This is a genomic window from Methylobacterium durans (assembly GCF_003173715.1).
GTDB classification, from domain to species: domain Bacteria; phylum Pseudomonadota; class Alphaproteobacteria; order Rhizobiales; family Beijerinckiaceae; genus Methylobacterium; species Methylobacterium durans.
This window is the reverse complement of record NZ_CP029550.1, coordinates 574,334-597,940: the sequence shown is the minus strand read 5'-3', so window position 1 is coordinate 597,940 and position 23,607 is coordinate 574,334. Positions and strand designations below refer to the sequence as shown.

Below are 23,607 nucleotides of genomic sequence, written 5' to 3'. Positions count from 1 at the left end.
AGTGGCGAGCGGCCGCGGGCTTCGGCTTGAGCGTGGACAGCATGTTACTCGCCGTCACGTCATCGTCACCTGCCTCGGCCGAAGAGGGATGACCTGAGCTCCGGACTCCTCAGCAAGGATGCGCACCAACTCTCCTGCCCATAGGGTGAGGGCGCGACGCTTCTCCGGCAGCGCGTCGTGCCAATCATAGTGAATGCCGAGGACATCTCGGCGGCTGTGGCCAAGCACTGCCTGAACATCCGATACAGAGACACCCAGAGAGCGCATCTTGGTTGCCGCAGTTCGACGGAGATCGTGTGGCGTCGGCGGCCTGGCTTGCCAGGAGTGGTAAGCCCGCTCCCCCTCGTACCTGCTCTTGCGCTTTGCGAACCAGGGGAGGAGACGGCTCATCGCTCGGGCAAGTGCATTAGCATCGATCGGCTTTGCGCCTGGCATGCCTCGGGGCGAAGCAAAGATAAACCAGTCTGCAGAGGATGAAGGGCCCGACTCGGGATCTTCAGAGCGACGAGAATTGATGGCTTCGGTGATGCTCCGAGCGTCGTTGATTATTTCGATGGCTATGGGGGTGAGGGGCACGACGTGTGGCCGCTTGCCCTTCATACGAGAGGCGGGAATGCGCCACACGGCTTTCGCTTGATCGTGCAGGTCTGTTAGCTCTCCCTCTTGCATGCCAGCCACCTCGCCCGGCCGAGCCCCTGTTACAAGGATCAAGCGCAGGGCAAGCGCTACGGTAGGGGAGAAGGGGGCGTCTCCTGCTGTAGCATCCCACAGCAGGCGTATCTCTGCATCGGTCAGCACCCGGTCGCGGGCAACGTCTTCGGCGGCCTTCGGCAGAGCAAGTGCTGGTGAAGCGTCAATCATGTCGCGGTCGATCGCGAACTTGAAGATCTTCGACAGGAGCGGCCGCAAGCGATTTGCGAGCGCCAGCTTCCTCGTCTCAGCCACCCCTTCGATCAGAGCGATGCAATCGGGGCGCTTGATCGTTCGGAAGTCTCGCCCAGCCCACACCGGCGTGATGTGCAGCTTCAGCATGCGCTCGTCTTCGCCTACCGACCGCTTCTTGGGCCGAGCGTGCTTGGCTAGATACAGTTCGGCGAGCGTCTCCCAAGCATGAGCTTTCGCGTCGCTTTCTCGTTCCTCCGCAACCTGCTTTGCCGCTTTGCGGTCCCGGATGGGACTTCCGCCCTCACTGACCCGCCGACGAGCTTCATCAGCTCGTGCTCGCGCTGCCGCAAGGGAGAGGTCAGGATACTGGCCCAGGGTCAAGCGCTGAGCCTTTCCCGAGAGCTTGTCACGAAACCGGAAGCTCCACGTCTTCTCGCCGCCGACGGTCACGCGCACGACCAAGCCCTTACATCGGCTGTCTGCGAACTCGGCCCGGCCGTCGCACTGGCCTGTGAGGGCCCTGAGGAAGGCATCGGTTAGCGGCTGAGCGGGCATTCCTGGCACCCCCACCTAACGTCCACGTCCCATCCGTGGGGGCGCAACAGGGGCGCAAATCAGCCCGAATGCCGGCGAAGCCCCGCGAAGGCTCGCGAAGAGGTCTACGCCGGTTCAGGGATAACTATCAATGGGTTGTCCGGCGAGAGGCAAAGAACGGCGAAGAATGCCGACGAGCTTGCTACCTCATTGGTAATGAGGAGGTCGAGAGTTCAATCCTCTCTCGCAGCACCAGCTTCTTCTCAGATCATTGCCAGGATCGAGACGGCCCGACGCGCCGCGTTTCTGTGGCATGTGAGCCCGGCTTCGCCCGTTTCCAACTCGGTAGAGCAACCCGTTGCGGCCAATGGCCGACATGGATCATCGTCTTCCGGCGGGGTGCGGCTTGTGCGCCTCGCTCCGACCACTTCAGCCCGCCCGGCCCAGCCGAGCGGGCTTTTTGTCGCCCTGCCTCCGATCGTCGGGAGCGGCGGCCGCACGGCGAACGCGGGTGGACCTCGACGTGGATGTCCGACCCGCTGCGACGAGCGACGCCCGGATCGGTTACGGCCTGTGCTCCGTCAACGCCGTGCGGCAGGTCTCCGAGAGATTGCTGCCGTGCGTCTTGAGGCATTGGAGGATGCGCCCGCCGCCCGGCTGCACACCTGCACAGAACCGCTGGTAATCGCCCTCGCAGGCCTTCCGGAGCGCGGGGGTGATCTCGCCAGCGCCTGCCGCGTCCGGCGCTTGGGCGTTCGCCGCACTCGTGGCGAGGAGGGCGAGGACGGAAGCGAGCATGACGTGGCGCATGGTGACACCCCCTCGCTGATTGAGCCATGTGCGACATGGCAAAACTCAACTGCGATGCAGATGCAGTCCCGGCAAGCAGAGTGCGCGGCAACCGAGTAACGCCGGCCCGGACCGGGTCGTGCTAAACATGATTCTACAACAGCGTCACTTGCCCGCAAGTCGTCGAGGGGACAGCGTGCGGCTGCGCGCACTTTGCGGCCGTGGGCGCTTCGGGCTGCTCCTCGTCAAATTTCGATCCGGAGATCGATCAGCGTTCGCGTCAACCGTAGACGCGCGGCCTCGGCGCGTGCGGAGGAGGGCTCGACGGGAACGCCGCGCGGACCCCGTGCGGCAGCGGAGAAGGGAGGTGGCCGTCAGGACACCCACTTGAGGAGACGGATCACCCCCATATCGGCAGCTTGGCGATGAGCCGAGACGCCGCGCCGGGCCGCGATCTCGTCGCGGTTCGCGGCGAAGTAGCGATAGGCGCGGAACAGCATCTCACGGTTCGTCAGCGTCGGCCGCCAGCCGAGCTCGGCCTTGATCCGACCCGTGTCGAAGACGAAATCGGAGCCGATCATCCGAGCATGATAGGGACCGAGGGGCGAGAGCTTCAGCCTGTGCGCCACCGTCATCGCCACGGTGGTGGGCAGGCGCGGCAGCGAGGCGACCCGCGAGGCGCTGCCGGCGCGGTCGATGACGTAGGCGTAGCTGTCCCGCATCGTGCCGACATCGTCCGAGCCGATGCCGAAGGTACCGCCCTTGCCCTGTTGCCAGGCCAGCAGCATGGCCGCGATCAGGTCGCGCGCGTAGATGAACTGGTACCGGTTCGAGCCGTCGCCGACGACCCAGACGCGCCGTCCCTCGGCGATGAACTCGAACAGGATGCCGAGCAGGCCGAGGCGACCCTCGTCCATGATCGTGGGGGAGCGGATGATGGTGGTCGTGAAATCGGCGGCGTGCTCGGCGAGGATCTTCTCCCCCTCGCACTTGCTCGCCCCGTAGATCTCGCAGGGCTCCGGCGGGTCGTCCTCGCGCACTGGGCGGTCGAAGCCGCGGCCCCACAGGCAGTTGCTGGAGATGTAGACGAGGCTGGGAATGCCGGCCGATGCGACCGCGCGCGCCAGAATCCGCGTGCCCTCCACATTGGCCGACCACAGCTCCTTGGGTGAGAGCGAGCCGTGCGCCAACAGCGCGGCGCAGTGGAACACCACGTCGTGGCCGGCCCCGCGCATCAGGGCATCGAGACGCGGCCGATCACGGATGTCGCCGACGACCGAATCCAGGTTCGGGTGGGCGATCGCGGAGGGCAGCAGGTCGAGATTCGTGACGGCGTGGCCGTCCGCGAGGAGCTGCGCGAGGAGCAGGGAGCCGAGGAAGCCGGACCCACCCGTGACAAATACCCGTGCCATCGGCCCTCCCGCGGCACCGCCGCGCTCATCTCGTGGCGGGGATCGTGACACGGACCCGGTTACCAACCGGTGCGCGAGCCCCGCGCATCCCGGGCCAGGAACGCAGGGCCTGCTCGACCAGCGCGGCGGCCGTCGTCAGGGACAGGATGGGCAGGCCGAGGAGGTAGAGGAGCTTGGCGAGCGGCGCGAGGATCCACGCGGCGGCCGCGAGCGGCGCGGCGCCGCCGCTCCGCCCGCGCTCGAACACGACGAGGGTGAGGGCGGGCGCCACGATCGCGAGCTCGTAGTGGCTGGCATAGGGCAGCGCCACGATCGCCGCGAGCAGGATGACGAGCAGGGCGCGCGGCTCCTCGCACCGGCCGCGGAGCGTCAGGACCGCCGCGGCGAGGGCGAACAGGGTGACGACCCCTTGCGCCGCCCAGGCGAGGGCGGCGGGCGCGCCGAGGAAGCGCAGCGCGAAGTAGACGGAGATGCAGGTCGAGATCACGCTCGCCTTGAAGTCGGCGATGTAGGCGCTCTGCAGCGGCAGGGTGAAGAGGACGAAGCGCTCCCAGGGACCGGTCCCGAAGGCCGTGACGGAGAGCACGGCGAGAGCGAGCGTGGCGAGGATCGCCGAAGGTAGCCAGCGCCAGCGCCCGCCGCAGAGGAGGATGAAGCCGAGCACGGAGGCGAATTGCGGCTTCACGCTGAGGCAGGCGAGGCACAGGCCCGCGAGCCAGGGGCGGCGCTCGCTCTCGAGGATCGCGAGCGTGCCGGCGAGCGCGATCAGCCCGCCGAAATGGCCGTACATCACCATCGCGGCGGCGGGCGGCGAGGCGAGCGTCACGATGAGGAGCGTGCGGGCCCGCTCCTCGTCGGGCGGGACGATCAGCCGGAAGGTGGCAGCGAGCGCCGCGAGGTTGAGCCCCGCCCAGGCGATCGCCGCCGCCCAGAAGGGCAGGAGGGCGAAGGGGACGAGAAACAGCAGCGTGTGGGGCGGATAGACGAAGAGCAGGCCCGGATCGTGGGCGAGGCGGAACGTCTCCCGGATCACGGCGCCGTAGGCCGGAAGATCGGTGATCACATCCGCCCGGCCATCGAGGGCGAGGCGCGGGCTGATCCAGAAATTCACGAAGTCGCGGCCGAACGGCACGCCGATCATGAAGCCGGCCGTGTCCCAGGGCCGGAACAGGAGCCAGCAGCCGATCGTGACGGCAAGGCCAGCGACGACGATCCCGATCTCGGCGCGCCGCAGCCCCATCATCGTCCCGCCTGTCTCCAGCCTCGGGCGAAGCGTAGCGCCGCGGCGGTTAAGGCCGCGTCAGCGCGGGCGCCGGCCTCAGCGCGGCGGGTAGGTGTGCTCTTCGGCGGGGAAGCGGCCGCTGCGGACCTCCTCCGCGTAGGCCTCGACGGCCGCCTCGATATGGTCACGCAGGGAGCCGAACGCCTTCACGAATTTCGGCGCGCGGTCGCTGAGGCCCAGCATGTCCTCGAGGACGAGGATCTGCCCGTCGCACTGCGCCGAGGCACCGATCCCGATCGTTGCGGCGGTGACCGCGCCCGAGGCGGCGATCGCGCGGGCCACGGGCTCGACGATGCCCTCCATCACGATCGCGAAGGCTCCGGCCTCGCTGATCGCGCGGGCATCCTCGAGGAGGCGCGCCTCGTCACCGGCCTTGTGGCCCTGGACGCGGAAGCCGCCCATCGTGTTCACCGATTGGGGGGTGAGACCGATATGCCCCATCACGGGGATGCCGCGGCGGGTGAGGAAGGCGACCGTGTCGGCGAATTGCGCGCCGCCCTCCAGCTTGATCGCCCCGGCACCGGTCTCCTTCAGGACCCGGGCCGCACTGAGGAAGGCCTGCTCGCGGCTCGCCTCGTAGGACCCGAACGGCATGTCGACGACGACGAGAGCCTTCGCGGTCCCGCGCATTACCGCCTGCGCCTGCAGGATCATCATCTCCAGCGTCACCGGCAGGGTCGATTCGAGGCCGTGCATCACCATGCCGAGGGAATCGCCCACGAGGATCACGTCGCAATGGCGGTCGAGGATGCTCGCGGTATGGGCGTGGTAGGCGGTCAGGGCGATGATCTTGCGGCCTTCGGCCTTGAACTTGGCAAGGTCGACGGCGCGCACGCGCCGGGACTGCACGATCTGGGACATCGACTCGTACCCTCGTTCACACGCGGCGGAGGTGCCGGTCGCACCGGCTCCGCGTCGGCGGCCCAGCTTTCAGGCCGCCCGCTCCCCGAGGCACGCTTATACCGCGCGCGCATCCGGAAATCTCCGGGGCGGCCGCAGGAACGGTGCGGAGGGTGACAGACCGGGCGCCGGCTCAAGCCGTGGCATGATGGGAGGACGTGGAGGCAGCCCGGGAGGGCCTGCGGCATGCGTTGCGGAGACGGCTATTCGCCTGTCGATCCGCGGCCCTTTCCGGGCGTTTCCTCCCTAGACGTCGGGCCGCTCCCGGGCGCTGCCTTTTTTCCGCCACAACCGAGGCAGTGTCAAACACATCGCCACCCCCGCAGCCGATTAAGATGCTGATTTTTTGAGCGAAAGCGGGACAGTTCAGAATGGTTGCGAATTGCCTCAGAAGCGGGTCGTGAGGGCATTGAGCCAGTCCGGCGACGCCTCGACCAGAACGGCCTCGGCGCGCTTGTCGAGGCCCGTCAGAACGGCCGCACCGGTCAGGATCAGCAGAAGTCCGAGCGCGATCTTCAGCCCGGTGCCTGCCCGCATGAGGCGGGCACGCCAGGCGACGAGCACGTCCCGTGAAAGCCATCCCAGCGCCAGCAGGGGGAGGGCGGCGCCAAGTCCGAAGACGGCCATCGTAGCGGCCACCTGCGGCAGGTCGCGCCCCTGCGCCGCGAGCAGCGAGGCGGCGCCGAGCGTCGGCCCGACGCAGGGGCTCCAGACCGCCCCGAGCAGCAACCCGAGCCCGAACTGGCCGCCCGGTCCCGCGGTCGAGAAGCCGCCGAAGCGGGTCTCGGCCCAATCGCTGACGGGGCCCGCCGCCACGGCGATGCGGGTCTGGAGGGCGGGCAGGGTCAGGACGAGGCCGAGGGCGAGCATCAACCCGGCGGCGAGCTTGCGAATGACGTCGCCGTCGAGCCCGATCGTGAAGCCGATCGTCGCGACGAAGAGGCCGATGCCGACGAAGGACAGAGCGAGGCCCGCCGCCAGGGCCGCCGGCCCGAGGCGATGCTCTGATGAGGCCGCGCCGAGCACGATGGGCAGCAGGGGCAGCACGCAGGGCGACAGGATCGTGAGGAGCCCCGCGAGGAAGGCGAGAGCGAGGCTGCCGAGCATGGGTTGCAGGTCCGTCCGCGCCGAGCTCTAGAGGGTCTTCTCCAAGAGGCTCTCGATCCATTCGGGCTGGGTCTCGCCCACGGAGCGGCCGACCTCCGTCGATCCCTTGAAGGCGATCAGCGTGCTCTGCTGGCGGGCGTCGAAGCGCCGGAGCAGGTCCTTCTGCGTGTCGAAATCGATCTCGAAGACCGCGAGACGCGCGAAGCGCGGATCCTGGGCGAGCTTGGCCAGGATCGGCTTCTGGGTCCGGCAGATCGGGCACCACGGCGCGGCGACGGCGATCAGGACCGGGCGGCCCTCGTCCTGCGCCGCCTTGAACGCGTCCGCCGAGAAGGGCTGCCCGGCCTCGGCCGGGGACAGAGCGCCGGAGAAGGCGGTGGCGGCCGCGAGCTTCAGAAAGGTGCGTCGGGTCTGCATGGGCGCCTCGCGGGCCGGGATGTGGATCAGCGCTGCGGCTCGGGGGCACGCCCCGCCCAGGCCGCGTCCTGCCGGACCACGATCGTCTCGTGCCGGTCCTGCCAGCCCTCGACGCCTTCGGGGAACCAGTAGACGCGCGTGAAGCCCTTCGCGACGAGCCGCTTGCCGGCGTTCCAGCTACCCCAGCACTCGGGATGGCAGAAGGTGACGACGGGCTTGCTCCGGTCGCCGCCGGTCAGTTCCTCGACGCGCCGGAAGAACAGGGCCTCGTCGTCCGCCCTGAGCGGCGCCGCGCCGGCATTCGGCAGCCACACGGCGCCCGGGATCGATCGGTGCGCCGGCAGCCAGGGGCGGTTGGCGGGAAAGCCCTCGGGCTTGCGGTCCATCAGCCCGACATCGATAAGGAGGGGCTTCTCCGCCATCAGCGCGTCGAGGGCGCCGATGTCGAGCACGGTGGCGCCCGTCAGCGTCGTCGGCGTGTAGCCGTGCGGCGGGCCGGTCCAGAGCTCGGCGGGTTCGGGCACGTTGACCGGCGAGTCGGCGGGCGTCGCCGCGATCAGGACGACGGCGGAGAACAGAGCGGCGCCGAGGCGGAGCGCGCGGGCCGGCAGGCTGGCTCGGGCCATGCCGGACCTCAATTGCTCGGCGAGGGCGCGGTGAAGCTGTGCTGCCACTGGCCGCCCTGGTTGTCGCTCGCCGCCACCTTGATCGGCCCGCTGCCCTTCGGCACGAAGGCGAAGTTGATCACCGGGTTCGACGAGATCGAGATGTCACCCTCCATGGTAAAGACGTTGGCGTCGCCGTAGCTGACGCTCAGCTTGTTGATGTAGCGGGCCGGCGTGTAGTCGCGCGTGACCTGGTTCATCTGCATGCCGGAGAAGTTCGGGTGGCGGATCATCAGGGTCGCCTCGACCGGCTTGCCGCTCTGCGCATCGCCCGAGAACTTCATCTTCATCTCGCCCATGCCGCGCATGGCCTCCTCGTCGCTCATGCCCATCGGGGCCGAGCAGCCGCCGGACGCCTTCACGAACTTCGTCGCCTCGTAGAGCTTGCCGTCATTGGTCTCGGCGACCGCGTGCACGTTCGTGTAGTTGTTGATGCGCACGCGCAGCTTCAGCTCGCCCGGATCGGCGGCCGGCCCGAACGTGAAGTGGGCGGCGTAGGGCGACGGGTTGTCGTCGATGATGAAGTGGACGCTCCGGATCTTGTCCTTCTCGGGCATCGTCAGGGTGATCGGGACGAGGGCCGCATCGAGCGCGCGGGCCGGCGCCTCGACCTTGATCAGAGCGTCGGTCGGCTCGATCTTGCGGTCGCCGAAGATCGAGGTCGCGATCTCCGTCCAGCGGGCCTGGCGCTCGGTCTCGGAATCCGAGGCACCGGCGGCGAAGCTCTGCACAGGCGCGGCGAGGCCCGCGAGGCCGGTCGAGAGGGCCAGTCCGAGGGCGAGCGAGCGAAGATTCTTCATGGCGTTTCTCCTCGTCGGGGGATGTGGCCCCGAGCCTATTCCCACTCAAGTTCCTTGAAGGCCTGCGTGACGTTGCGGCCATTGTAGAGGTCGAACAGGGCCCAGTTGTCCCGCTCGGATTGCGCGACGGTCTGGACCGCCTTCTCGATCGGCCAATCCTCGGCGATGGCCCTGCGGGTCCCGTCGCGCAGCGCGCCGAGATAGCGGGTGAGATCGGCGAGCGCGGGCGCGAGCTCGACGCTCGCCGGGCCGTGGCCGGGGACAGCGCGGGCGGCGCCCGTCCCCTTCAGCCGCTCCGCCTCCTTCAGCCAGCCGAGCAGGCTTCCGTCGAGGGAGGGGATCCGGTTCACGAAGAGCAGGTCGGCCGGGAAGAGCAGGCCGCTGCCCGTATCGAGCATCGAGAGGTCGCAATTGGTGTGCGCGGTGGCGTGCGCGGTGAAGCGGAGGATCCGGTCGCCGAGGTCGATCTCCGTCGCGTCCTTCACGGCCTCGGTCGGGAAGACCACCCGGCCGGCCTTCTCCGCACCGAGGATGTCGGTCAGGCGCTGCCGGTAGTACTCGCCGCGCGCTTCGAGCGCCGCGCGCAGCGCGTGGTGCCCGATGAAGCTCGGCTCGTCCTCGGCAAAGGCCGCGGCGCCGAAGCAATGGTCCGGGTGGACGTGGGTGAGCACCACGTGCCGGATCGGCTTGTCGGAGCGCTTCCGGATCTCGGCGCGCAGCCACTGCCCGTCCGCGAGGCTGCCGCCCGACTCGGTGACCAGCACGCCGTCGCGCCCGATGATGAAGCCGATATTCGCGATCGCGTCGTCGTTCTCCGCGCTCGCCTCCTCGTGCGGACCGCAACGGACGAAGATCCCGGGGCCCACCTCGCGCATCGTGAAGCGCTCGGCCGCGGCGCGCCCGAGACTCGGCAGGCAGCACAGGCACAGGCCGCCGAACAGGGCCGCACGCCGCGAGAGGCTGCCCCTCATCGATCCGCTGTCCCGTGGCGTCCGGCGCGCAATTCGGCCGTCGACGGCGTCATGCATTCTCCTCCCGGTTCTCGTACCAACCAATTAGTAGGTAGATTTTTCCGGGCGTCAATGAAATAACCGCCACACAGGTCACCATCTCGGGTCACCATCTCGCGAGAACAACCGGAGCCGAGGGTCGTCGGGCATGAGGGATACGCGCGCGGAGCTTCTGGCCGAGGCCGAGACGCTGGTACGGGGGCGCGGCTATGCGGGTTTCAGCTACGCCGACCTCAGCGAGGCGGTGGGCATCCGCAAGGCGAGCATCCACCATCACTTCCGCACCAAGGAGGATCTCGGGTTCGCCCTGATGGGCGCCTACGAGACGCGCTACGACGCCGCCCTCGGCACGATCGTGGCCGATCACCCGGACGCGATTGGTCGCATCGAGGCCTATGGCCGCCTCTATCTCGGCGGGGTCGAGCAGGGTCTCGGCTGCCTCTGCGCCGCGCTGGCGACCGAGGGCGACGCGCTGCCTCCGCGCCTGCGCGAGGCGGTCGTCGGCTTCTTCGACCGGCACATCGCGTGGTTGGAGGGGGTGCTGCGCCAGGGACAGGCGGACGGCAGCGTGCGGGCCGATCTCGACACCGCCGCCCATGCCCGCGTCGTCATCTCCACCCTGGAGGGTGCGCTCCTGATGGAGCGGCTGCTCGGCGGTCCGCGGGCTTTCTCGGCGACGCTCCGAGCGCTCTGCGCGAGCCTGCGCTGAGGTTCAGCCCACCGCTTCCGCGGCGAAGCGGGCATAGCCCTTGGCCCGCAGATCGCAGGCCGGGCAGGTGCCGCAGCCGTAGCCCCAGGCATGGCGGCTGCCGCGCTCGCCGAGATAGCAGGTGTGGCTGTCCTCGATGATCAGGTCGACGAGCGGCCTGCCGCCGAGTTCGGCCGCGAGTTGCCACGTCCGGGCCTTGTCGATCCACATCAGGGGCGTCTCGAGGACGAAGCGGCGCTCCATGCCGAGATTCAGCGCGACCTGCAGCGCCTTGATCGTATCGTCCCGGCAATCCGGGTAGCCCGAGTAATCGGTCTCGCACATGCCGCCGACGATGTGGCGCAGGCCCCGCCGATAGGCGAGCGTCGCCGCGAAGGTGAGGAAGACGATGTTGCGGCCGGGCACGAAGGTGTTGGGCAGCCCGCCCGCCGCGTAGCCGATCTCGGCGTCGCGGGTCAGCGCCGTCTCCGAGACGGTGCCGAGCGCGTCGAGATTGAGCGTGTGGTCCGGCCCGAGGCGCCGCCGCCAGGAGGGTTCGATGCGCACGATGCCCTCGCGCAGGCGCCCCCGGCAGGCGAGCTCGACCCGGTGACGCTGGCCGTAATCGAATCCCAGCGTCTCGACGCGGGGGAAGCGGTCGAGTGCCCAGGCGAGGCAGGTTGTCGAGTCCTGGCCGCCCGAGAACAGCACCAGCGCCCCGTCGTCGACTGCCGCCTGTCCCATCGCTCAGTCGCCCTCGTACTCGGCCCAGGACATCGGCGTCTCGCAGACCTTGACCCGCGACAGGCAAGGCAGGCCGCCCTTCGTCCGATGCCAGATCCAGGACGCGATGTTCTCGGCAGTCGGGTTTTCCAGCCCCTCGATCTCGTTGAGGGTGTGGTGGTCGAGCCGGGCGAGGATCGGCGCGAAGACCCGCTCCATGTCGTAGAAGTCGACGATCCAGCCCGTCTGCGGATCGACCTCGCCCTCGACCGTCAGCTCGACCCGGTAGGAATGGCCGTGCATCCGGTGGCAGCGGTGGGTCGCGGGCACGTTCGGCAGGCGGTGCGCCGCCTCGAAGGTGAAGGCTTGGGTGATCTTCATCGGGTGTCTTCTGGTTCTTCCCGCCGCCGACGCGCGATCACGGGATGCCGATCATCTTGTGCGTCTGGAGCGACAGCCGCCAGCGGGCGTCCGACCGGCAATAGTCGATTGCGGCCCGCGTGTTGGCTGCGGCCTCCGGCCCGTCCATAGGCTGCAGCCAGCGGCGGGGGAAGTCGAGCCGCGCGAGATCGGCCGGGTCGAGGCCGGCTTGCGGGAAGACGAGCTTCAGCTCGTGGCCGCTCGTCTGGACGAGGGCGGTGCCGGCCTTGGGGCTGACGCAGATCCAGTCGAGGCCGGGCGGGGCGGGCAGCGTCCCGTTCGTCTCGACCGCGATCTCGAAGCCGCGGGCATGCACCGCAGCGATCAAGGGGGCGTCGAGCTGGAGCAGCGGCTCGCCGCCGGTGAAGACCACGTAACGCCCGTGGCTGCCGCCTTCCCAGGTGATCGCGATCAACGCGGCGAGGTCGTCCGGATGATCGTATCGGCCGCCACCGGGACCATCCATGCCGACGAAATCCGTGTCGCAGAAGGTGCAGGCGGCCCCCGCCCGATCCGCCTCACGCCCCGACCACAGGTTGCAGCCGGCGAAGCGGCAGAACACGGCCGCGCGGCCCGCCTGCGCGCCCTCGCCCTGCAACGTGTGGAAGAGTTCCTTGACCGCGTACGCCATGGTCTCGTGCTGCGCCGCGCCGTCGATGCCGGCCGGGAAAGAAAACGCCAATCGCGCCCTGCACATAGGCCGAAGGCGGCCGCGACGCCAGCGGCGAGCCATGCGTCGGCGCCGGACCAAACCTGTGGAAGGCGGCGCCCGCCATCCTCTCGCCACGGATCACGCGTTGAAGTCGCGTACAGGACGTCGCACGCTCGCCGTGCGGGAGGAGAGGACGGGGCGTCGCCGCCGATCGTCTCCGACTCGCCAGAGCTTGGCCGCCGTCCTAGCTTCCGTGCCGAACCGGCGCCGGGCCTTCCGCCTGCTCCGGGCCCCTCTCGAGACAGGCCTGATGCCAAATCGATTGCTGAGCCGTTTCGTCCGAGGTGTCATCGTAGCGGCGAGCCTCGTCGGGGCGGGTGCCGCCCAGGCCGTCACCGCGCCGATGCTCGTCGTGGACGCCGATTCCGGCAAGGTCATCTACGCGCAGGGCGCGACCGACCCCTGGTATCCGGCCTCGATCACCAAGCTGATGACCGCCTACGTCGCCCTCGACCTTGTGCGGCAGGGCAAGGTCTCCCTCGACACGCTGCTGACGATCTCGCCCGCAGCCGCGGCCGAGCCGCCCTCCAAGATGGGCTTCAAGCCGGGCACCCAGATCACCCTCGATAACGCCCTGAAGATCATCATGGTCAAGTCGGCCAACGACGTAGCCTGGGCGATCGGCGAAAATCTTGGCGGCTCGGTCGACGGCTTCGCCGACCTGATGAACGACGCCGCGCGCCGTCTCGGCATGCGCGAGAGCCGCTGGGCCAATCCGAACGGCCTGCCCGACCCGCGCCAATGGACCTCGGCCCGCGACATGGCGATCCTCGGCCGGGCGCTGATCCGCGACTTCCCGGATTCCCGTGCCCTGTTCTCGATCAGCGCGATCCAGTTCGGCCGGTCTGTCATGGCCAACCACAACGGTCTGCTCGGCCGCTACGCCGGCGCCGACGGCATGAAGACCGGATTCATCTGCTCGGGCGGCTTCAACGTCGTGGCGAGCGCCACCCGCAACGGCCGCCGGATCATCACCGTAGTGATGGGCCAACCCTCCGCCCGCGAGCGCGACCTCAAGGCGGCCGACCTGTTCGATTACGGCTTCGGCCAGACGACAGGCTGGACAAGCCAGAGCCTCGACGCACTGCCCTCGTCCTCGTCGTCCCAGCCACCCGACATGCGGCCCTACATCTGCGACAAGCGCAAGCCGATGCCGGTGGACGAGGGCCAGAGCGCGATCACGGCGAGCGCCGCCGCGGCGGGCGCCAGCGCAGACAACGCGAACGCGCAACTCATGGGTGCGGCAGCGCCTCCGTCCTCCGCGCTGGCCTTCGCGACGCTCAACAGCGCGGCCCTGCGCGCCCGGTCCCTGCCGCCGCGCGCGCCGCTGCAACCGGTGCTTGTCTGGATCGGCCGCGATCCGGCCGAGAGCCAGATCATGCTGAACGAGCAGGAGGAGGCGGACAAGGCGCAGAAACTCGCCGCCCGCGCGGCCAAGCTCGAAGCCGCCAAGGTCAAGCGTGAGGCCGCGCTGGCGGCCAAGGCCGCCGCCCGAGCCGAGGCGAAGGCCAAGCCCGAGCCGAAATCGGAGAAGGCCGAGACGAAGCACGCGGCGAAGAAGGACGTGCCGCAGCCGAAATCGGCCGGCCGCGGCGCCTCCGTGCCGAAGGCCGCGACGGCCTATACCTCTGTCGAGACGAAGCCCGCGATCTCCCAGGCGAAGGGCGGCTCGAAGCCCCACGCGGCGAAGCCCGCTCCGATCGCTCAGAAGACGGCCGCAAAGCCCGCTCCGAAGGCCAAGCCGAAGGAGTGATCGGCCGTCTGGCCGTCCGTCGAGGGCGGCTCGGCCGTCGCCGGGCCCGTGAGGCGCGATTTGCGGCGCTTGCGGGCCTCTCGCCCGGCCGCTAGGCCCGTGCGATGACCGACGATTCCCGGCGCCCGGCCCCGATCCCGCTCACGGTCCTCACCGGCTTTCTCGGAGCCGGCAAGACCACGCTGCTGAACCGCCTCCTGCGCGACCCCGCCTTCGCGGACACGCTCGTCATCGTCAACGAGTTCGGCGAGGTCGGCCTCGACCACCTCCTGATCGAGACCGTCGACGACGACATGATCCTGCTTGGCGCGGGCTGCCTGTGCTGCACGGTGCGCGGCGACCTGATCGGCGCGCTGGAAGACCTTCTGCGCAAGCGGGACAACGGGCGCATCCGCCCCTTCCGCCGCGTCGTCATCGAGACGACCGGCCTGGCCGACCCGGCCCCGATCCTTCACGCGCTGATCTATCACCCCTACCTCGTCCTCCGGTATCGATTGCAGGGGATCGTCACCGTCGTCGACGCGGTCAACGGTGACGCGACGCTCGACGCGCATCCCGAGGCCGTCCGGCAGGCAGCCGTGGCCGACCGCATCGTGCTGACCAAGGCGGATCTCGATCCCGGTGCGGCCGATAGGCTGCGGGCACGCCTGCAGGCTCTGAATCCGGGGGCAGCCATCGACGGTACCGATGTACCGGCAGCGGATCTCCTGGGCGGCCCGTTCGGTCTCGAGGGTGCGCGGGCGGACCTGCGCGCCTGGCTCGGCGAGGCGGTGCCGGATGTGCGGGCGGCTCCTCAACCACAGGACGTGAATCGTCACGATGCGTCGATCCGCGCTTTCTCGTTGACGAACGACGCCCCGGTGTCGCGCGCCGCGCTGGAGATGTTTCTCGATCTACTGCGCTCCAGCCAGGGCTCGAAGCTCCTGCGCCTCAAGGGCCTCGTCGCTGTCGCGGACGATCCTGAGCGCCCGCTCGTGCTGCACGGAGTCCAGCACGTCCTGCACGCGCCGATCAGCCTGCCCGCCTGGCCCGACCAGGATCGGCGCTCCCGCCTCGTGCTGATCGTGCGCGATCTCGACCCAGCCTTCGTGGGCAAGCTCTGGGATGCCTTCCTTGGCCGGCCCGCCATCGACGCACCCGACGCGGCGGCCCTCACGGACAACCCCCTCGCCATCCCGAATGGCTGATCCGGAAACGGGGCAGCGGCGCGCGGCACCATCCTTGTTGCCCGAGGTCCGACGGCGCGCCCCGCGCGCCGGATCGTCCCGGAACGGGACGATGGGCGAAGGCGGGACGTAACGATGGCGCAACGTTTCACGGTGATTGCGGGTGGCCTCACGGACGCGGAGACGCGATCGGGCGCGCCGCGCTGGCGCATCGATCTGCGCACGGTCGATGCCGTCGATGCGCCGACGATCGCGGCCTGGCGCGCTCTCCTGACCCGGACCGGCATGGCCCGGACCGCCTTCCTCGATCCCGACTACATCCTGCCGGCCGCCAAGCATCAGAGCGGAGGCCGCTCCCTCGTCCTCGCCCTCGCGTGGTGCCGGCGCGGCGAGGGGCCGGAATCGTTGAGAGGTGCCCTGCCTCTCGTCTTCGGCCATCCGCTGTGGAGGCGGGGGCGCGTCTCACCCTGGTCGCCGCCCGGACTCGGTCTGCGCCCCGGAGACTTCATCGAGGCAGGCTGTGGACAGGACATTCTGACGGCGCTCGACGCGAGCCTGCGACGCGGCGGACGGCGCCTCGATCTCGTCCTCGACCCGGAGCGGGCGGTTCCGGCGCGACGGTTCGAGATCGTTCAGGGGAAGGTCGGGCTGACAATCCGGCGCGCGATCCCGCAGCAGAGCCTGATCGGCGTGCGGGCGGCCGGTTTCCCGGCCGAGGATATCGAGAGCATCTCGGAGCCTCAGCGCATCCGCGACGCGGTCGAAATGTTCCTCGACCTCGACGCGCGCTCCGCCGCCCGGCCCATCATCGCCGACCCGTCCGAGGCGGCCATGGTTCGCGTGGTGACGCGCCTCTTCGCGCGGCGCAGGGCCGTCAGCGTCGATCTCGCCCGCCGATCGGGCGAGGTCGTCGCCGGCAGCCTGAGTCTCGGTGCCGGCAAGCGGATGGCCCTCTGGCGCAGCACGCCGGTTCCGGTCCGCCCGTCCGGTTGAGAGCGCCTACTCGTCCTCGCCGAACCTGTCCGCGAGCAATCCCTCGATCGCGTCGAGGCAGGCTTCGGCATCCGCGCCCACCGCCGTCACGCCAATCGACGTGCCCTGCGCGGCACCGAGCGTCAGCAGGCCCATGATGGAACGACCGCCGACCGTCTCGCCCGCGCGTGTCACGGCGACGGTCGCGTCGAAGCGCTCCACCATCTGGACGAATTTCGCTGAGGCCCGGGCATGCAGGCCGCGTCGGTTGATGATCGGCAGGATGCGCAGGAAACCGCCTTCGGGGATCGGCGGCCGCTCCTCGTCGTCGGCGGCGAAACTGTCGCTCATCGGATCCGCGCGTGTCCTCAGGTGCTGCCGGTTCGCCGGGCGTCTCCGCCCGAACAGGGCAATCTGGTCCGACGCTCGGCCTTGTCGAGTGCGTGCCTAATCAATTGAGAGCGAGAGTGGAAGGCTACTTCCCGGGCAGAAGGCTACTTCCCGGCCAGCACGCGGGAGGCGACGTTGATGTATTTGCGGCCAGCCTCCTGCGCGTGGAGGACGGCGTCGCCGAGCGATTCCTCGTCGCGGACGCTCGCGAGCTTGATCAGCATCGGAAGATTGATGCCGGCGACGACCTCGACCGCACCGCCGTTCATGCAGGAGAGGGCAAGATTCGACGGCGTACCGCCGAACATGTCCGTGAGAACCACGACCCCGTTGCCGGAGTTGACCCGACCGACAGCCGACATGATATCGCGCCGGCGCAGCTCCATATCGTCCTCGGGCCCGATCGTGATGGTCTCGATCTGCTTCTGGGGGCCGACCACGTGCTCCAGAGCGGCCTTGAACTCGGTCGCCAGCAACCCGTGGGTGACGAGCACCATTCCAATCATCGACGCGTTTTCCGACGCCTAGCCAGCGAAGCCGCCATTTTGTGCACCGCACGACGATGCGCAAGGCGGTCGCGGCGTTTTGCTCGAAACGACATCACGATCATGCCACGCCCGGCGTCGAGGCGCTACGGGGCCTCGACAGCGGGCTGGCCGACAATGCCGGAGTGCGACCGCGAAGCCACGGAGAGCGCGTGCATCACGTGGGCCGGACCGAGCCCGGTCTCGCGCAGGGTTCGACCGAGGACGAGGCACGGCAGTGTGACGCCGGACATCGTGACGGGCTCGGCGGGCTCGGGCATCCGCGGCACGTCACCTACGCAATCAACCACCATATGGAGGATGGCTGCGCCGATCGACGGCACCGCACGCAAGCCGAGGCCGCGCACCTCGACCAGGCCGGCAATCGCGGGGTGCGCACGGGCGACGAGGCGCCCGTGATGCGGCTCGACGCGGATCCGGTCGTCGCCGACGAGCCGCCCGTGCCCGCCGTCGCGTTCGGTCCGATCGAGGAGAGCCAGCGCGAGGGTGGACTTTCCGGAACCGGATTCGCCGCGAATCAGGATGCCGGCCTCGCCGATCACCACGCAGGCGGCGTGGAGGGACAATGCCCGCCGCTCCTTGCCGCGCGCTGCCCGGCTCACGCGGCGGTCGCTTGCCGCGACGCGAGCGGGAGGCGCACGACGAAGCGGGCGCCGCGAATGGTCGGCTGACCCTCTTCGTCCGCCGCCCCGGGCGGTTCTCGGCCCGGATGGTGCCCCGGTGTGCCTGCACGATCTGACGGGAGATCGACAGGCCGAGCCCGGAATTCTGGCCGAAGCCCTGCTCCGGGCGGTCCGTGTAGAAGCGCTCGAAGATGCGCTCGATCGCGTGTTCGGGGATGCCCGGCCCCTCGTCCTCGCAGATCATCTCGACCTCGTTGCGCACCCGCCGCAGGGCCACCCGGACCTTGGCGTCGGAGGGCGAGAACGAGCGGGCATTGTCGAGGAGATTATTGACCACCTGCCCGAGCCGGCTGTCATGGCCGATGATCGTGAACGGATTTTCGTGATCGGACGGCAGCGCCTCGACGTCGAGCTGAATCAGGGCGTCCCGGGGGCGCCGACGCTCATTCGCCACCGACACGACGGTGTTCAGGAGCTTGCGCATGTCGACGCGTTTCGCCTCGGCCCGGGCCAGCTCGGCATCGAGGCGCGAGGCGTCGGCGATGTCGCTGATGAGGCGGTCGAGCCGCTTCACGTCGTGCTGGATGATCTCCATCAGGCGCCCCCGCGACTCGTCGGTCTTGGCGAGGGGCAGCGTCTCGACGGCGCTGCGCAGCGAGGTCAGAGGGTTCTTCAGTTCGTGGCTCACGTCGGCCGCGAAGCTCTCGATCGCGTCGATGCGCCGGTAGAGCGCCTGGGTCATGTCCCGGAGCGCGCCGGACAGATGTCCGATCTCGTCCGTGCGGTAGGTGAAATCCGGGATCTCCTGGCGCGACTTGATGCCCATCCGGACCTTCTCGGCCGCGTCCGCGAGGCGGCGCACCGGCCCGGCAATGGCACCGGCCAGCAGGATCGACAGCACGACCATCACAACGGCTGCCACGAGGAAGACTTGCAGCAGGCCGAAGCGCTCGGAGGCGATGACCCGGTCGATCGCATCCCCTTGCGTCGACAGCATCAGGGCGCCGCGGACGGATCCGGTCCGCAGGATCGGAACGGCCACCGACACGATGGTCTCGCCGAGCTCGTTCCGGCGCACGATGTTGCCGCGGCCACCACCGAGCGCCGCCTGGACCTCGCGCAGGGAGCGGCCGTTCTGAGGACCGACCTCCTCCTGCACCCGGCTGCGATCGCCGACGAGCCCGAAGATCTTGCCCTGCACATAGTCGAACACCTGCTCGACGAGGCTGCGCTTGTGCGGGCGAATCGGAGCCGGTTCGGGACGGTTGATGTCGCCGCGGGCGTAGAGGGAGCGGGTATCGAACAGAAGGCCGCCCTCCTGATCGTAGACGCGGGCCCGATTCCCGGTGGGCGTCACGAGGCGGCGCAGGAGCGGAGCGACGCGCTCCGGATTCAGGGGAAACGCGAGCGGGGAGGGGTTGTCGTCGGTGGCGCCCGCCTCGCCGGCCTGCTGCTGGAGAAGCTTGTCCGGATCGATCCGGATCGTGTCCGTATCGACGGAGGCCGATGCCGCGATCGCGCCGGCGATGATCTCGCTCTGGATCAGCAGGCTCTGGACCCGGGCCTGGATCAGTCCCTGCCGGAACTGGTTCAGGTAGAGGAAGCCGAGCAGCAGGACGATCAGCCCGACGAGGTTGAGCACGACGATGCGCCGCGTCAGGCTTGAGGAGGCGCGCTGGCCGACGGCGTGCCAAATCGCGCTCGGCCACGTCAGCGGTCCGCGGCGCGCGCCTTCATCGTCCTGGTTGTGCACGGTATTCCCGAAGAGGGGCGAGAGCATTGCGAGCGGCGTATCCGGACAGGCGAAGCAGCCTGTCTCAGCTTTCCTTGAAGCGGTAGCCGACTCCGTACAGGGTCTCGATCATATCGAAGTTGGTATCGACCACCTTGAACTTCTTGCGCAGCCGCTTGATGTGGCTGTCGATGGTCCGATCGTCCACGTAGACCTGATCGTCGTAGGCCGCGTCCATCAGGGCATTGCGGCTCTTCACGACGCCGGGCCGCTGGGCGAGTGCCTGCAGGATCAGGAACTCCGTGACGGTGAGCGTCACCGGCTCGCCCTTCCAGGTGCAGGTGTGGCGCTCCGGGTCCATCATCAGCAGGCCGCGCTCCAGAGAGCGGGCGGCCGCGTCCGCCTCGCGCGCCGGGGCGCCGGGGCCGTCCTTGGGTGCGAAGCGACGGAGCACCGCCTTCACGCGCTCAACCAGCAGCCGCTGCGAGAACGGCTTATGGATGAAATCGTCGGCGCCCATCTTGAGGCCGAACAATTCGTCGATCTCCTCGTCCTTCGACGTCAAAAAGATCACGGGAAGATCGGATTTCTGCCGCAGGCGCCGGAGAAGCTCCATCCCGTCCATGCGCGGCATCTTGATATCGAAGATGGCGAGGTCCGGCGGGGAGTGGCGCAGGCCGTCGAGAGCCGAGGCGCCGTCGGTGTAGGTCTGGATGCGATAGCCTTCGGTCTCCAGCGCGATCGACACGGAGGTCAGAATGTTACGGTCGTCGTCGACGAGTGCGATGGTCGGCATGCGCGTTCCCTACTGAACGAAGGCGGCGCGGGATCGTCCCCCCGGTCGCTGGCTTCGGCCCCGACGGGGCAGGCAAAGACACGAACGCGAAAACGCGCAGGGCGCGGGATCCGTTTCGCGCGGAAAGGAAGGAGCTTTAACGGCATCGCTGGAAAAAAGCGAGCGGGGTGCGTAGCTTGGCCGTATCCGTTAACAGGTCGCGGGGGCCGGGGGCTCGTGCGGCAGGCCTCGCGCGCTATGATCCCGGCCTGAATGGCGGGGAGGACACGGCAGATGGCCGCTGATGACGGAATGGATCGGGACGAGCGGCGCGGACCGGCGCAGCCGCTTCCCGCGGCCGAGGCGCCCTTCGACGCGATCGGCCTCGCGCGCACCCTCCTGCGAAGCATTCGCTCGGGGGCCCTCGCCACGATCGATGCGGGCGACGGGACGCCGTTCGCTTCTCTCGTCACGATCGCGACCGACGTCGACGGCACGCCCCTGATGCTGCTCTCGCGTCTCTCCGCCCATACCCGCAACCTGATCGCCGATCCCCGCTGCTCACTCCTGTTCTCGCAGGGGGGCAAGGGCGATCCGCTCGCCCATCCACGGCTCACGGTGACGGGCCGCGCCGCGCAGACGAGCGAGGCCCGCGCCCGTGAGCGCTTCCTCGCCCGCCATCCGAAGGCGAAGCTCTACGCCGACTTTCCCGATTTCGGGTTCTTCGCATTGGAGCCCGCGGCCGGGCACCTCAACGGCGGATTCGCCAAGGCCGCGACGCTCGATCCCCGCGAACTTCTCATCGACCTCGCCGGCGCCGAGGCGGTGGTCGCGGGCGAGCGGGGCGCCGTCGAGCATATGAACGCCGACCATGCCGACGCCGTCGCGCTCTACGCGGGCGCGGCAGGGGAGGGGGACGGGCCCTGGCGGCTCAGCGGGCTCGATCCGGAGGGCATGGACCTGATGGCGGGGGATCGGACTGCCCGGATCACCTATCCCGAACCGGTCCGCGACATGGGGGCTTTGCGCCAATCTCTCGTCGCGATGGCCGCCACAGCCCGCGCCAAAGCCGGCTGAACACCGAGAGCGACCCCGGCCGCGCTTGGCGGCCCGGGGCCGCGCTGCTATCTGCGGCTCGCACGTTCTCCGTACATGAGACGGCACGCCCGCGCGATGTTTGCCCGCGGCCGCGCCGGAGATGGTTCCTCGATGACCGCGTCCCCGATTTCGAACATCCGCAACTTCTCGATCGTCGCGCATATCGACCACGGGAAGTCGACCCTGGCCGACCGTCTCATCGAGACGACCGGCACGGTGAGCCAGCGCGAAATGGGCGAGCAGATGCTCGACTCGATGGACATCGAGCGCGAGCGTGGCATCACCATCAAGGCGCAGACGGTGCGCCTCGAATACCGCGCCCAGGATGGCAAGGACTACGTCCTGAACCTGATGGACACGCCCGGCCACGTCGACTTCGCCTATGAGGTCTCGCGCTCGCTCGCGGCCTGCGAGGGCTCGCTCCTCGTGGTCGATGCCTCGCAGGGCGTCGAGGCGCAGACGCTCGCCAACGTCTACCAGGCGCTCGACGCCAACCACGAGATCGTCCCCGTCCTCAACAAGATCGACCTGCCCGCGGCCGAGCCCGACCGCGTCAAGCAGCAGATCGAGGAGGTGATCGGCCTCGATGCGTCCGACGCGGTGCCGATCTCGGCCAAGACCGGTCTCAACATTGAGGCGGTGCTGGAGGCGATCGTCACCCGCCTGCCGCCGCCGAAGGGCGACCGCGGGGCGCCCCTCAAGGCGCTGCTCGTCGATTCCTGGTACGATGTCTATCTCGGCGTCGTCGTGCTCGTGCGCGTGGTCGACGGCGTGCTGAAGAAGGGCATGACCATCCGCATGATGGGCGCGGATGCCGTGTACGGCGTCGACCGCATCGGAGTGTTCCGGCCCAAGATGGCCGATATCGGCGAGCTCGGACCCGGCGAGGTCGGCTTCCTCACGGCCTCTATCAAGGAGGTGGCCGACACCCGCGTCGGCGACACCATCACCGAGGACAAGCGCCAGACCACCGAGATGCTGTCCGGCTTCAAGGAGGTGCAGGCGGTCGTCTTCTGCGGGCTATTCCCGGTCGATGCCGCCGAGTTCGAGAACCTGCGCTCGGCGATGGGCAAGCTTCGGCTCAACGACGCGAGCTTCTCCTACGAGATGGAGACGAGCGCCGCCCTCGGCTTCGGCTTCCGGTGCGGCTTCCTCGGTCTCCTTCACCTCGAGATCATCCAGGAGCGGCTGGAGCGCGAGTTCAACCTGGACCTGATCTCGACGGCGCCGAGCGTGGTCTATCACCTGCACATGAGCGACGGGACGACGCGGGAGCTGCACAACCCGGCCGACATGCCCGACGTCATGAAGATCGATTCGATCGAGGAGCCCTGGATTCGCGCGACGATCCTGACCCCCGACGAGTATCTCGGCGGCGTCCTCAAGCTCTGCCAGGACCGTCGCGGCATCCAGGTGGACCTGAACTACGTCGGCAAGCGCGCGATGGTGGTCTACGACCTGCCGCTGAACGAGGTCGTGTTCGATTTCTACGATCGGCTGAAGTCGATCTCGAAGGGCTACGCCTCCTTCGACTATCACGTCTCGGACTACCGCGAGGGCGACCTCGTGAAGATGTCGCTCCTCGTCAATGCCGAGCCCGTCGACGCGCTCTCGATGCTGGTCCACCGCTCCCGTGCCGAATCGCGCGGGCGCGCCATGTGCGAGAAGCTGAAGGACCTGATCCCGCGCCACCTCTTCCAGATCCCGGTCCAGGCGGCGATTGGTGGCAAGATCATCGCCCGCGAGACGATCCGAGCGTTGTCGAAGGACGTGACCGCCAAGTGCTACGGCGGCGATATCTCCCGCAAGCGCAAGCTCCTCGACAAGCAGAAGGAGGGCAAGAAGCGCATGCGCCAGTTCGGCCGCGTGGAGATCCCGCAGGAAGCGTTCATCGCCGCCCTGAAGATGGACAGCTGAGCGGAACAACGAGCGCACCACCTCTCCCCTTCAGGAGGTCCGAGTCGGCGTGAGCCGACCGTGTGAAGGATGCGCCTTTCCCGAGAATGTCGCATCCCTCACCCTGTCCCTCTCCCGAACGGGAGAGGGGACTTGCGCGCAGATCGTTCGCGTCGAGGCAGGCGGATGCACCCACCTCTCCCGTCTGGGAGAGGTCGAGTCAGCGGAGCCGACCGGGTGAGGGATCAGGTCTTTCCGCGGAGGTCGCACCCCTCACTCCGACCATCCCCGGACGGGAGAGGGCCTCCGAATT

At 68.8% G+C, this 23,607-nt stretch carries 23 protein-coding genes and 2 pseudogenes; 6 read left to right on the top strand and 19 right to left on the bottom strand.

Features of this window, described 5'->3' with window-relative positions; translation table 11 throughout:
* Positions 1-54: 54 nt before the first annotated feature.
* The 10 genes from DK389_RS02765 to DK389_RS02715 form a co-directional block, all read right to left on the bottom strand.
* Complete coding sequence (locus DK389_RS02765; protein WP_109887338.1) at positions 55-1,440, bottom strand: tyrosine-type recombinase/integrase; 1,386 nt, start codon at positions 1,438-1,440, stop codon at positions 55-57.
* Positions 1,441-1,983: 543 nt separating this feature from the next.
* Entirely contained in the window at positions 1,984-2,229 is a 246-nt protein-coding gene (locus DK389_RS02755; protein ID WP_109887337.1) for a cysteine rich repeat-containing protein, read from the bottom strand.
* 353 nt (positions 2,230-2,582) lie between these two features.
* A complete protein-coding gene (locus DK389_RS02750; RefSeq protein WP_109887336.1) occupies positions 2,583-3,620 on the bottom strand; it encodes an NAD-dependent epimerase/dehydratase family protein in 1,038 nt (345 codons plus the stop codon).
* A 25-nt stretch (positions 3,621-3,645) separates the two neighbouring features.
* Positions 3,646-4,863 (bottom strand): glycosyltransferase family 87 protein, encoded by a 1,218-nt coding sequence (locus tag DK389_RS02745; protein ID WP_109887335.1) that lies wholly within the window; start codon positions 4,861-4,863, stop codon positions 3,646-3,648.
* Between the two features lie 75 nt (positions 4,864-4,938).
* On the bottom strand, positions 4,939-5,763 hold the full coding sequence (gene panB / locus DK389_RS02740) for a 3-methyl-2-oxobutanoate hydroxymethyltransferase (protein ID WP_109887334.1): 825 nt from the start codon (positions 5,761-5,763) through the stop codon (positions 4,939-4,941).
* Between the two features lie 426 nt (positions 5,764-6,189).
* Positions 6,190-6,909 carry a cytochrome c biogenesis CcdA family protein gene (locus tag DK389_RS02735; protein ID WP_109887333.1) on the bottom strand — a complete coding sequence of 240 codons (720 nt, stop codon included), beginning with the start codon at positions 6,907-6,909 and terminating at the stop codon, positions 6,190-6,192.
* Positions 6,910-6,936: 27 nt separating this feature from the next.
* Positions 6,937-7,326 carry a thioredoxin family protein gene (locus DK389_RS02730; protein ID WP_109887332.1) on the bottom strand — a complete coding sequence of 130 codons (390 nt, stop codon included), beginning with the start codon at positions 7,324-7,326 and terminating at the stop codon, positions 6,937-6,939.
* Positions 7,327-7,352: 26 nt separating this feature from the next.
* The gene (locus tag DK389_RS02725) at positions 7,353-7,952 is read right to left on the bottom strand and encodes a rhodanese-like domain-containing protein (RefSeq protein ID WP_109887331.1); all 600 of its coding nucleotides are present in this window, start codon (positions 7,950-7,952) and stop codon (positions 7,353-7,355) included.
* Between the two features lie 8 nt (positions 7,953-7,960).
* The gene (locus tag DK389_RS02720; RefSeq protein ID WP_109887330.1) at positions 7,961-8,791 is read right to left on the bottom strand and encodes a quinoprotein dehydrogenase-associated SoxYZ-like carrier; all 831 of its coding nucleotides are present in this window, start codon (positions 8,789-8,791) and stop codon (positions 7,961-7,963) included.
* A gap of 35 nt (positions 8,792-8,826) precedes the next feature.
* On the bottom strand, positions 8,827-9,762 hold the full coding sequence (locus DK389_RS02715) for a quinoprotein relay system zinc metallohydrolase 2 (RefSeq protein WP_109895956.1): 936 nt from the start codon (positions 9,760-9,762) through the stop codon (positions 8,827-8,829).
* Between the two features lie 187 nt (positions 9,763-9,949).
* On the opposite strand from DK389_RS02715, the gene DK389_RS02710 reads away from it, so the two are divergent.
* The gene (locus tag DK389_RS02710; protein WP_109887329.1) at positions 9,950-10,510 is read left to right on the top strand and encodes a TetR/AcrR family transcriptional regulator; all 561 of its coding nucleotides are present in this window, start codon (positions 9,950-9,952) and stop codon (positions 10,508-10,510) included.
* Between the two features lie 3 nt (positions 10,511-10,513).
* Here DK389_RS02710 and queC read toward each other — a convergent pair whose 3' ends face one another.
* The 3 genes from queC to queE are packed head-to-tail and all read right to left on the bottom strand — an operon-like array spanning position 10,514 to position 12,263.
* Positions 10,514-11,233, bottom strand: a complete 720-nt coding sequence (gene queC, locus DK389_RS02705; RefSeq protein WP_109887328.1) for a 7-cyano-7-deazaguanine synthase QueC — start codon at positions 11,231-11,233, stop codon at positions 10,514-10,516.
* A 3-nt stretch (positions 11,234-11,236) separates the two neighbouring features.
* Positions 11,237-11,593: a 6-carboxytetrahydropterin synthase QueD gene (queD, locus tag DK389_RS02700; RefSeq protein ID WP_109887327.1), complete on the bottom strand. Its 357-nt coding sequence runs from the start codon at positions 11,591-11,593 to the stop codon at positions 11,237-11,239.
* Between the two features lie 37 nt (positions 11,594-11,630).
* Positions 11,631-12,263 (bottom strand): 7-carboxy-7-deazaguanine synthase, encoded by a 633-nt coding sequence (queE, locus tag DK389_RS02695; RefSeq protein ID WP_109887326.1) that lies wholly within the window; start codon positions 12,261-12,263, stop codon positions 11,631-11,633.
* Positions 12,264-12,594: 331 nt separating this feature from the next.
* On the opposite strand from queE, the gene DK389_RS02690 reads away from it, so the two are divergent.
* From DK389_RS02690 to DK389_RS02680, 3 genes are all read left to right on the top strand, one after another.
* Positions 12,595-14,097, top strand: coding sequence for a D-alanyl-D-alanine carboxypeptidase family protein (locus DK389_RS02690; RefSeq protein WP_109895954.1), 1,503 nt, complete (start codon positions 12,595-12,597; stop codon positions 14,095-14,097).
* Between the two features lie 104 nt (positions 14,098-14,201).
* Entirely contained in the window at positions 14,202-15,284 is a 1,083-nt protein-coding gene (locus DK389_RS02685; protein WP_109887325.1) for a CobW family GTP-binding protein, read from the top strand.
* Between the two features lie 114 nt (positions 15,285-15,398).
* The gene (locus DK389_RS02680; protein WP_109887324.1) at positions 15,399-16,256 is read left to right on the top strand and encodes a GNAT family N-acetyltransferase; all 858 of its coding nucleotides are present in this window, start codon (positions 15,399-15,401) and stop codon (positions 16,254-16,256) included.
* A 6-nt stretch (positions 16,257-16,262) separates the two neighbouring features.
* Here the strand turns inward: DK389_RS02680 and DK389_RS02675 are convergent, their stop codons facing one another.
* The 6 genes and pseudogenes from DK389_RS02675 to DK389_RS02655 all read right to left on the bottom strand — a co-directional run bounded on the left by DK389_RS02675 (position 16,263) and on the right by DK389_RS02655 (position 20,321).
* Entirely contained in the window at positions 16,263-16,586 is a 324-nt protein-coding gene (locus tag DK389_RS02675; protein WP_109887323.1) for an HPr family phosphocarrier protein, read from the bottom strand.
* A 143-nt stretch (positions 16,587-16,729) separates the two neighbouring features.
* Complete coding sequence (locus tag DK389_RS02670; RefSeq protein ID WP_109887322.1) at positions 16,730-17,131, bottom strand: PTS sugar transporter subunit IIA; 402 nt, start codon at positions 17,129-17,131, stop codon at positions 16,730-16,732.
* 125 nt (positions 17,132-17,256) lie between these two features.
* Entirely contained in the window at positions 17,257-17,430 is a 174-nt protein-coding gene (locus DK389_RS33780; protein WP_236961132.1) for a hypothetical protein, read from the bottom strand.
* A 120-nt stretch (positions 17,431-17,550) separates the two neighbouring features.
* Positions 17,551-17,712: pseudogene (locus tag DK389_RS33775) on the bottom strand (HPr kinase/phosphorylase); the annotation flags it as partial.
* A gap of 56 nt (positions 17,713-17,768) precedes the next feature.
* Positions 17,769-19,573 (bottom strand): annotated as a pseudogene (locus DK389_RS02660) (stimulus-sensing domain-containing protein).
* 37 nt (positions 19,574-19,610) lie between these two features.
* Positions 19,611-20,321: a response regulator transcription factor gene (locus tag DK389_RS02655; RefSeq protein WP_109887320.1), complete on the bottom strand. Its 711-nt coding sequence runs from the start codon at positions 20,319-20,321 to the stop codon at positions 19,611-19,613.
* Between the two features lie 273 nt (positions 20,322-20,594).
* On the opposite strand from DK389_RS02655, the gene DK389_RS02650 reads away from it, so the two are divergent.
* Complete coding sequence (locus DK389_RS02650) at positions 20,595-21,377, top strand: HugZ family pyridoxamine 5'-phosphate oxidase (protein WP_236960549.1); 783 nt, start codon at positions 20,595-20,597, stop codon at positions 21,375-21,377.
* Positions 21,378-21,509: 132 nt separating this feature from the next.
* Positions 21,510-23,315, top strand: a complete 1,806-nt coding sequence (lepA, locus tag DK389_RS02645; protein WP_109887318.1) for a translation elongation factor 4 — start codon at positions 21,510-21,512, stop codon at positions 23,313-23,315.
* The last annotated feature ends 292 nt before the right edge of the window (positions 23,316-23,607 follow it).

Excerpts from the sequence above, each read along its gene's own strand:
- DK389_RS02715 (WP_109895956.1), bottom strand. The coding sequence starts at position 9,762 with ATGAGGGGCAGCCTCTCGCGGCGTGCGGCCCTGTTCGGCGGCCTGTGC.
- DK389_RS02720 (WP_109887330.1), bottom strand. The coding sequence starts at position 8,791 with ATGAAGAATCTTCGCTCGCTCGCCCTCGGACTGGCCCTCTCGACCGGC.
- DK389_RS02730 (WP_109887332.1), bottom strand. The coding sequence starts at position 7,326 with ATGCAGACCCGACGCACCTTTCTGAAGCTCGCGGCCGCCACCGCCTTC.
- DK389_RS02735 (WP_109887333.1), bottom strand. The coding sequence starts at position 6,909 with ATGCTCGGCAGCCTCGCTCTCGCCTTCCTCGCGGGGCTCCTCACGATC.
- DK389_RS02765 (WP_109887338.1), bottom strand. The coding sequence starts at position 1,440 with ATGCCCGCTCAGCCGCTAACCGATGCCTTCCTCAGGGCCCTCACAGGC.
- DK389_RS02685 (WP_109887325.1), top strand. The coding sequence starts at position 14,202 with ATGACCGACGATTCCCGGCGCCCGGCCCCGATCCCGCTCACGGTCCTC.
- DK389_RS02655 (WP_109887320.1), bottom strand. The coding sequence starts at position 20,321 with ATGCCGACCATCGCACTCGTCGACGACGACCGTAACATTCTGACCTCC.
- DK389_RS02690 (WP_109895954.1), top strand. The coding sequence starts at position 12,595 with ATGCCAAATCGATTGCTGAGCCGTTTCGTCCGAGGTGTCATCGTAGCG.
- DK389_RS02755 (WP_109887337.1), bottom strand. The coding sequence starts at position 2,229 with ATGCGCCACGTCATGCTCGCTTCCGTCCTCGCCCTCCTCGCCACGAGT.
- DK389_RS02725 (WP_109887331.1), bottom strand. The coding sequence starts at position 7,952 with ATGGCCCGAGCCAGCCTGCCGGCCCGCGCGCTCCGCCTCGGCGCCGCT.
- DK389_RS02710 (WP_109887329.1), top strand. The coding sequence starts at position 9,950 with ATGAGGGATACGCGCGCGGAGCTTCTGGCCGAGGCCGAGACGCTGGTA.
- DK389_RS02745 (WP_109887335.1), bottom strand. The coding sequence starts at position 4,863 with ATGATGGGGCTGCGGCGCGCCGAGATCGGGATCGTCGTCGCTGGCCTT.
- DK389_RS33780 (WP_236961132.1), bottom strand. The coding sequence starts at position 17,430 with ATGCCCGAGCCCGCCGAGCCCGTCACGATGTCCGGCGTCACACTGCCG.
- DK389_RS02675 (WP_109887323.1), bottom strand. The coding sequence starts at position 16,586 with ATGAGCGACAGTTTCGCCGCCGACGACGAGGAGCGGCCGCCGATCCCC.
- DK389_RS02650 (WP_236960549.1), top strand. The coding sequence starts at position 20,595 with ATGGCCGCTGATGACGGAATGGATCGGGACGAGCGGCGCGGACCGGCG.
- queD (WP_109887327.1), bottom strand. The coding sequence starts at position 11,593 with ATGAAGATCACCCAAGCCTTCACCTTCGAGGCGGCGCACCGCCTGCCG.
- queC (WP_109887328.1), bottom strand. The coding sequence starts at position 11,233 with ATGGGACAGGCGGCAGTCGACGACGGGGCGCTGGTGCTGTTCTCGGGC.
- DK389_RS02670 (WP_109887322.1), bottom strand. The coding sequence starts at position 17,131 with ATGATTGGAATGGTGCTCGTCACCCACGGGTTGCTGGCGACCGAGTTC.
- lepA (WP_109887318.1), top strand. The coding sequence starts at position 21,510 with ATGACCGCGTCCCCGATTTCGAACATCCGCAACTTCTCGATCGTCGCG.
- panB (WP_109887334.1), bottom strand. The coding sequence starts at position 5,763 with ATGTCCCAGATCGTGCAGTCCCGGCGCGTGCGCGCCGTCGACCTTGCC.
- DK389_RS02750 (WP_109887336.1), bottom strand. The coding sequence starts at position 3,620 with ATGGCACGGGTATTTGTCACGGGTGGGTCCGGCTTCCTCGGCTCCCTG.
- DK389_RS02680 (WP_109887324.1), top strand. The coding sequence starts at position 15,399 with ATGGCGCAACGTTTCACGGTGATTGCGGGTGGCCTCACGGACGCGGAG.
- queE (WP_109887326.1), bottom strand. The coding sequence starts at position 12,263 with ATGGCGTACGCGGTCAAGGAACTCTTCCACACGTTGCAGGGCGAGGGC.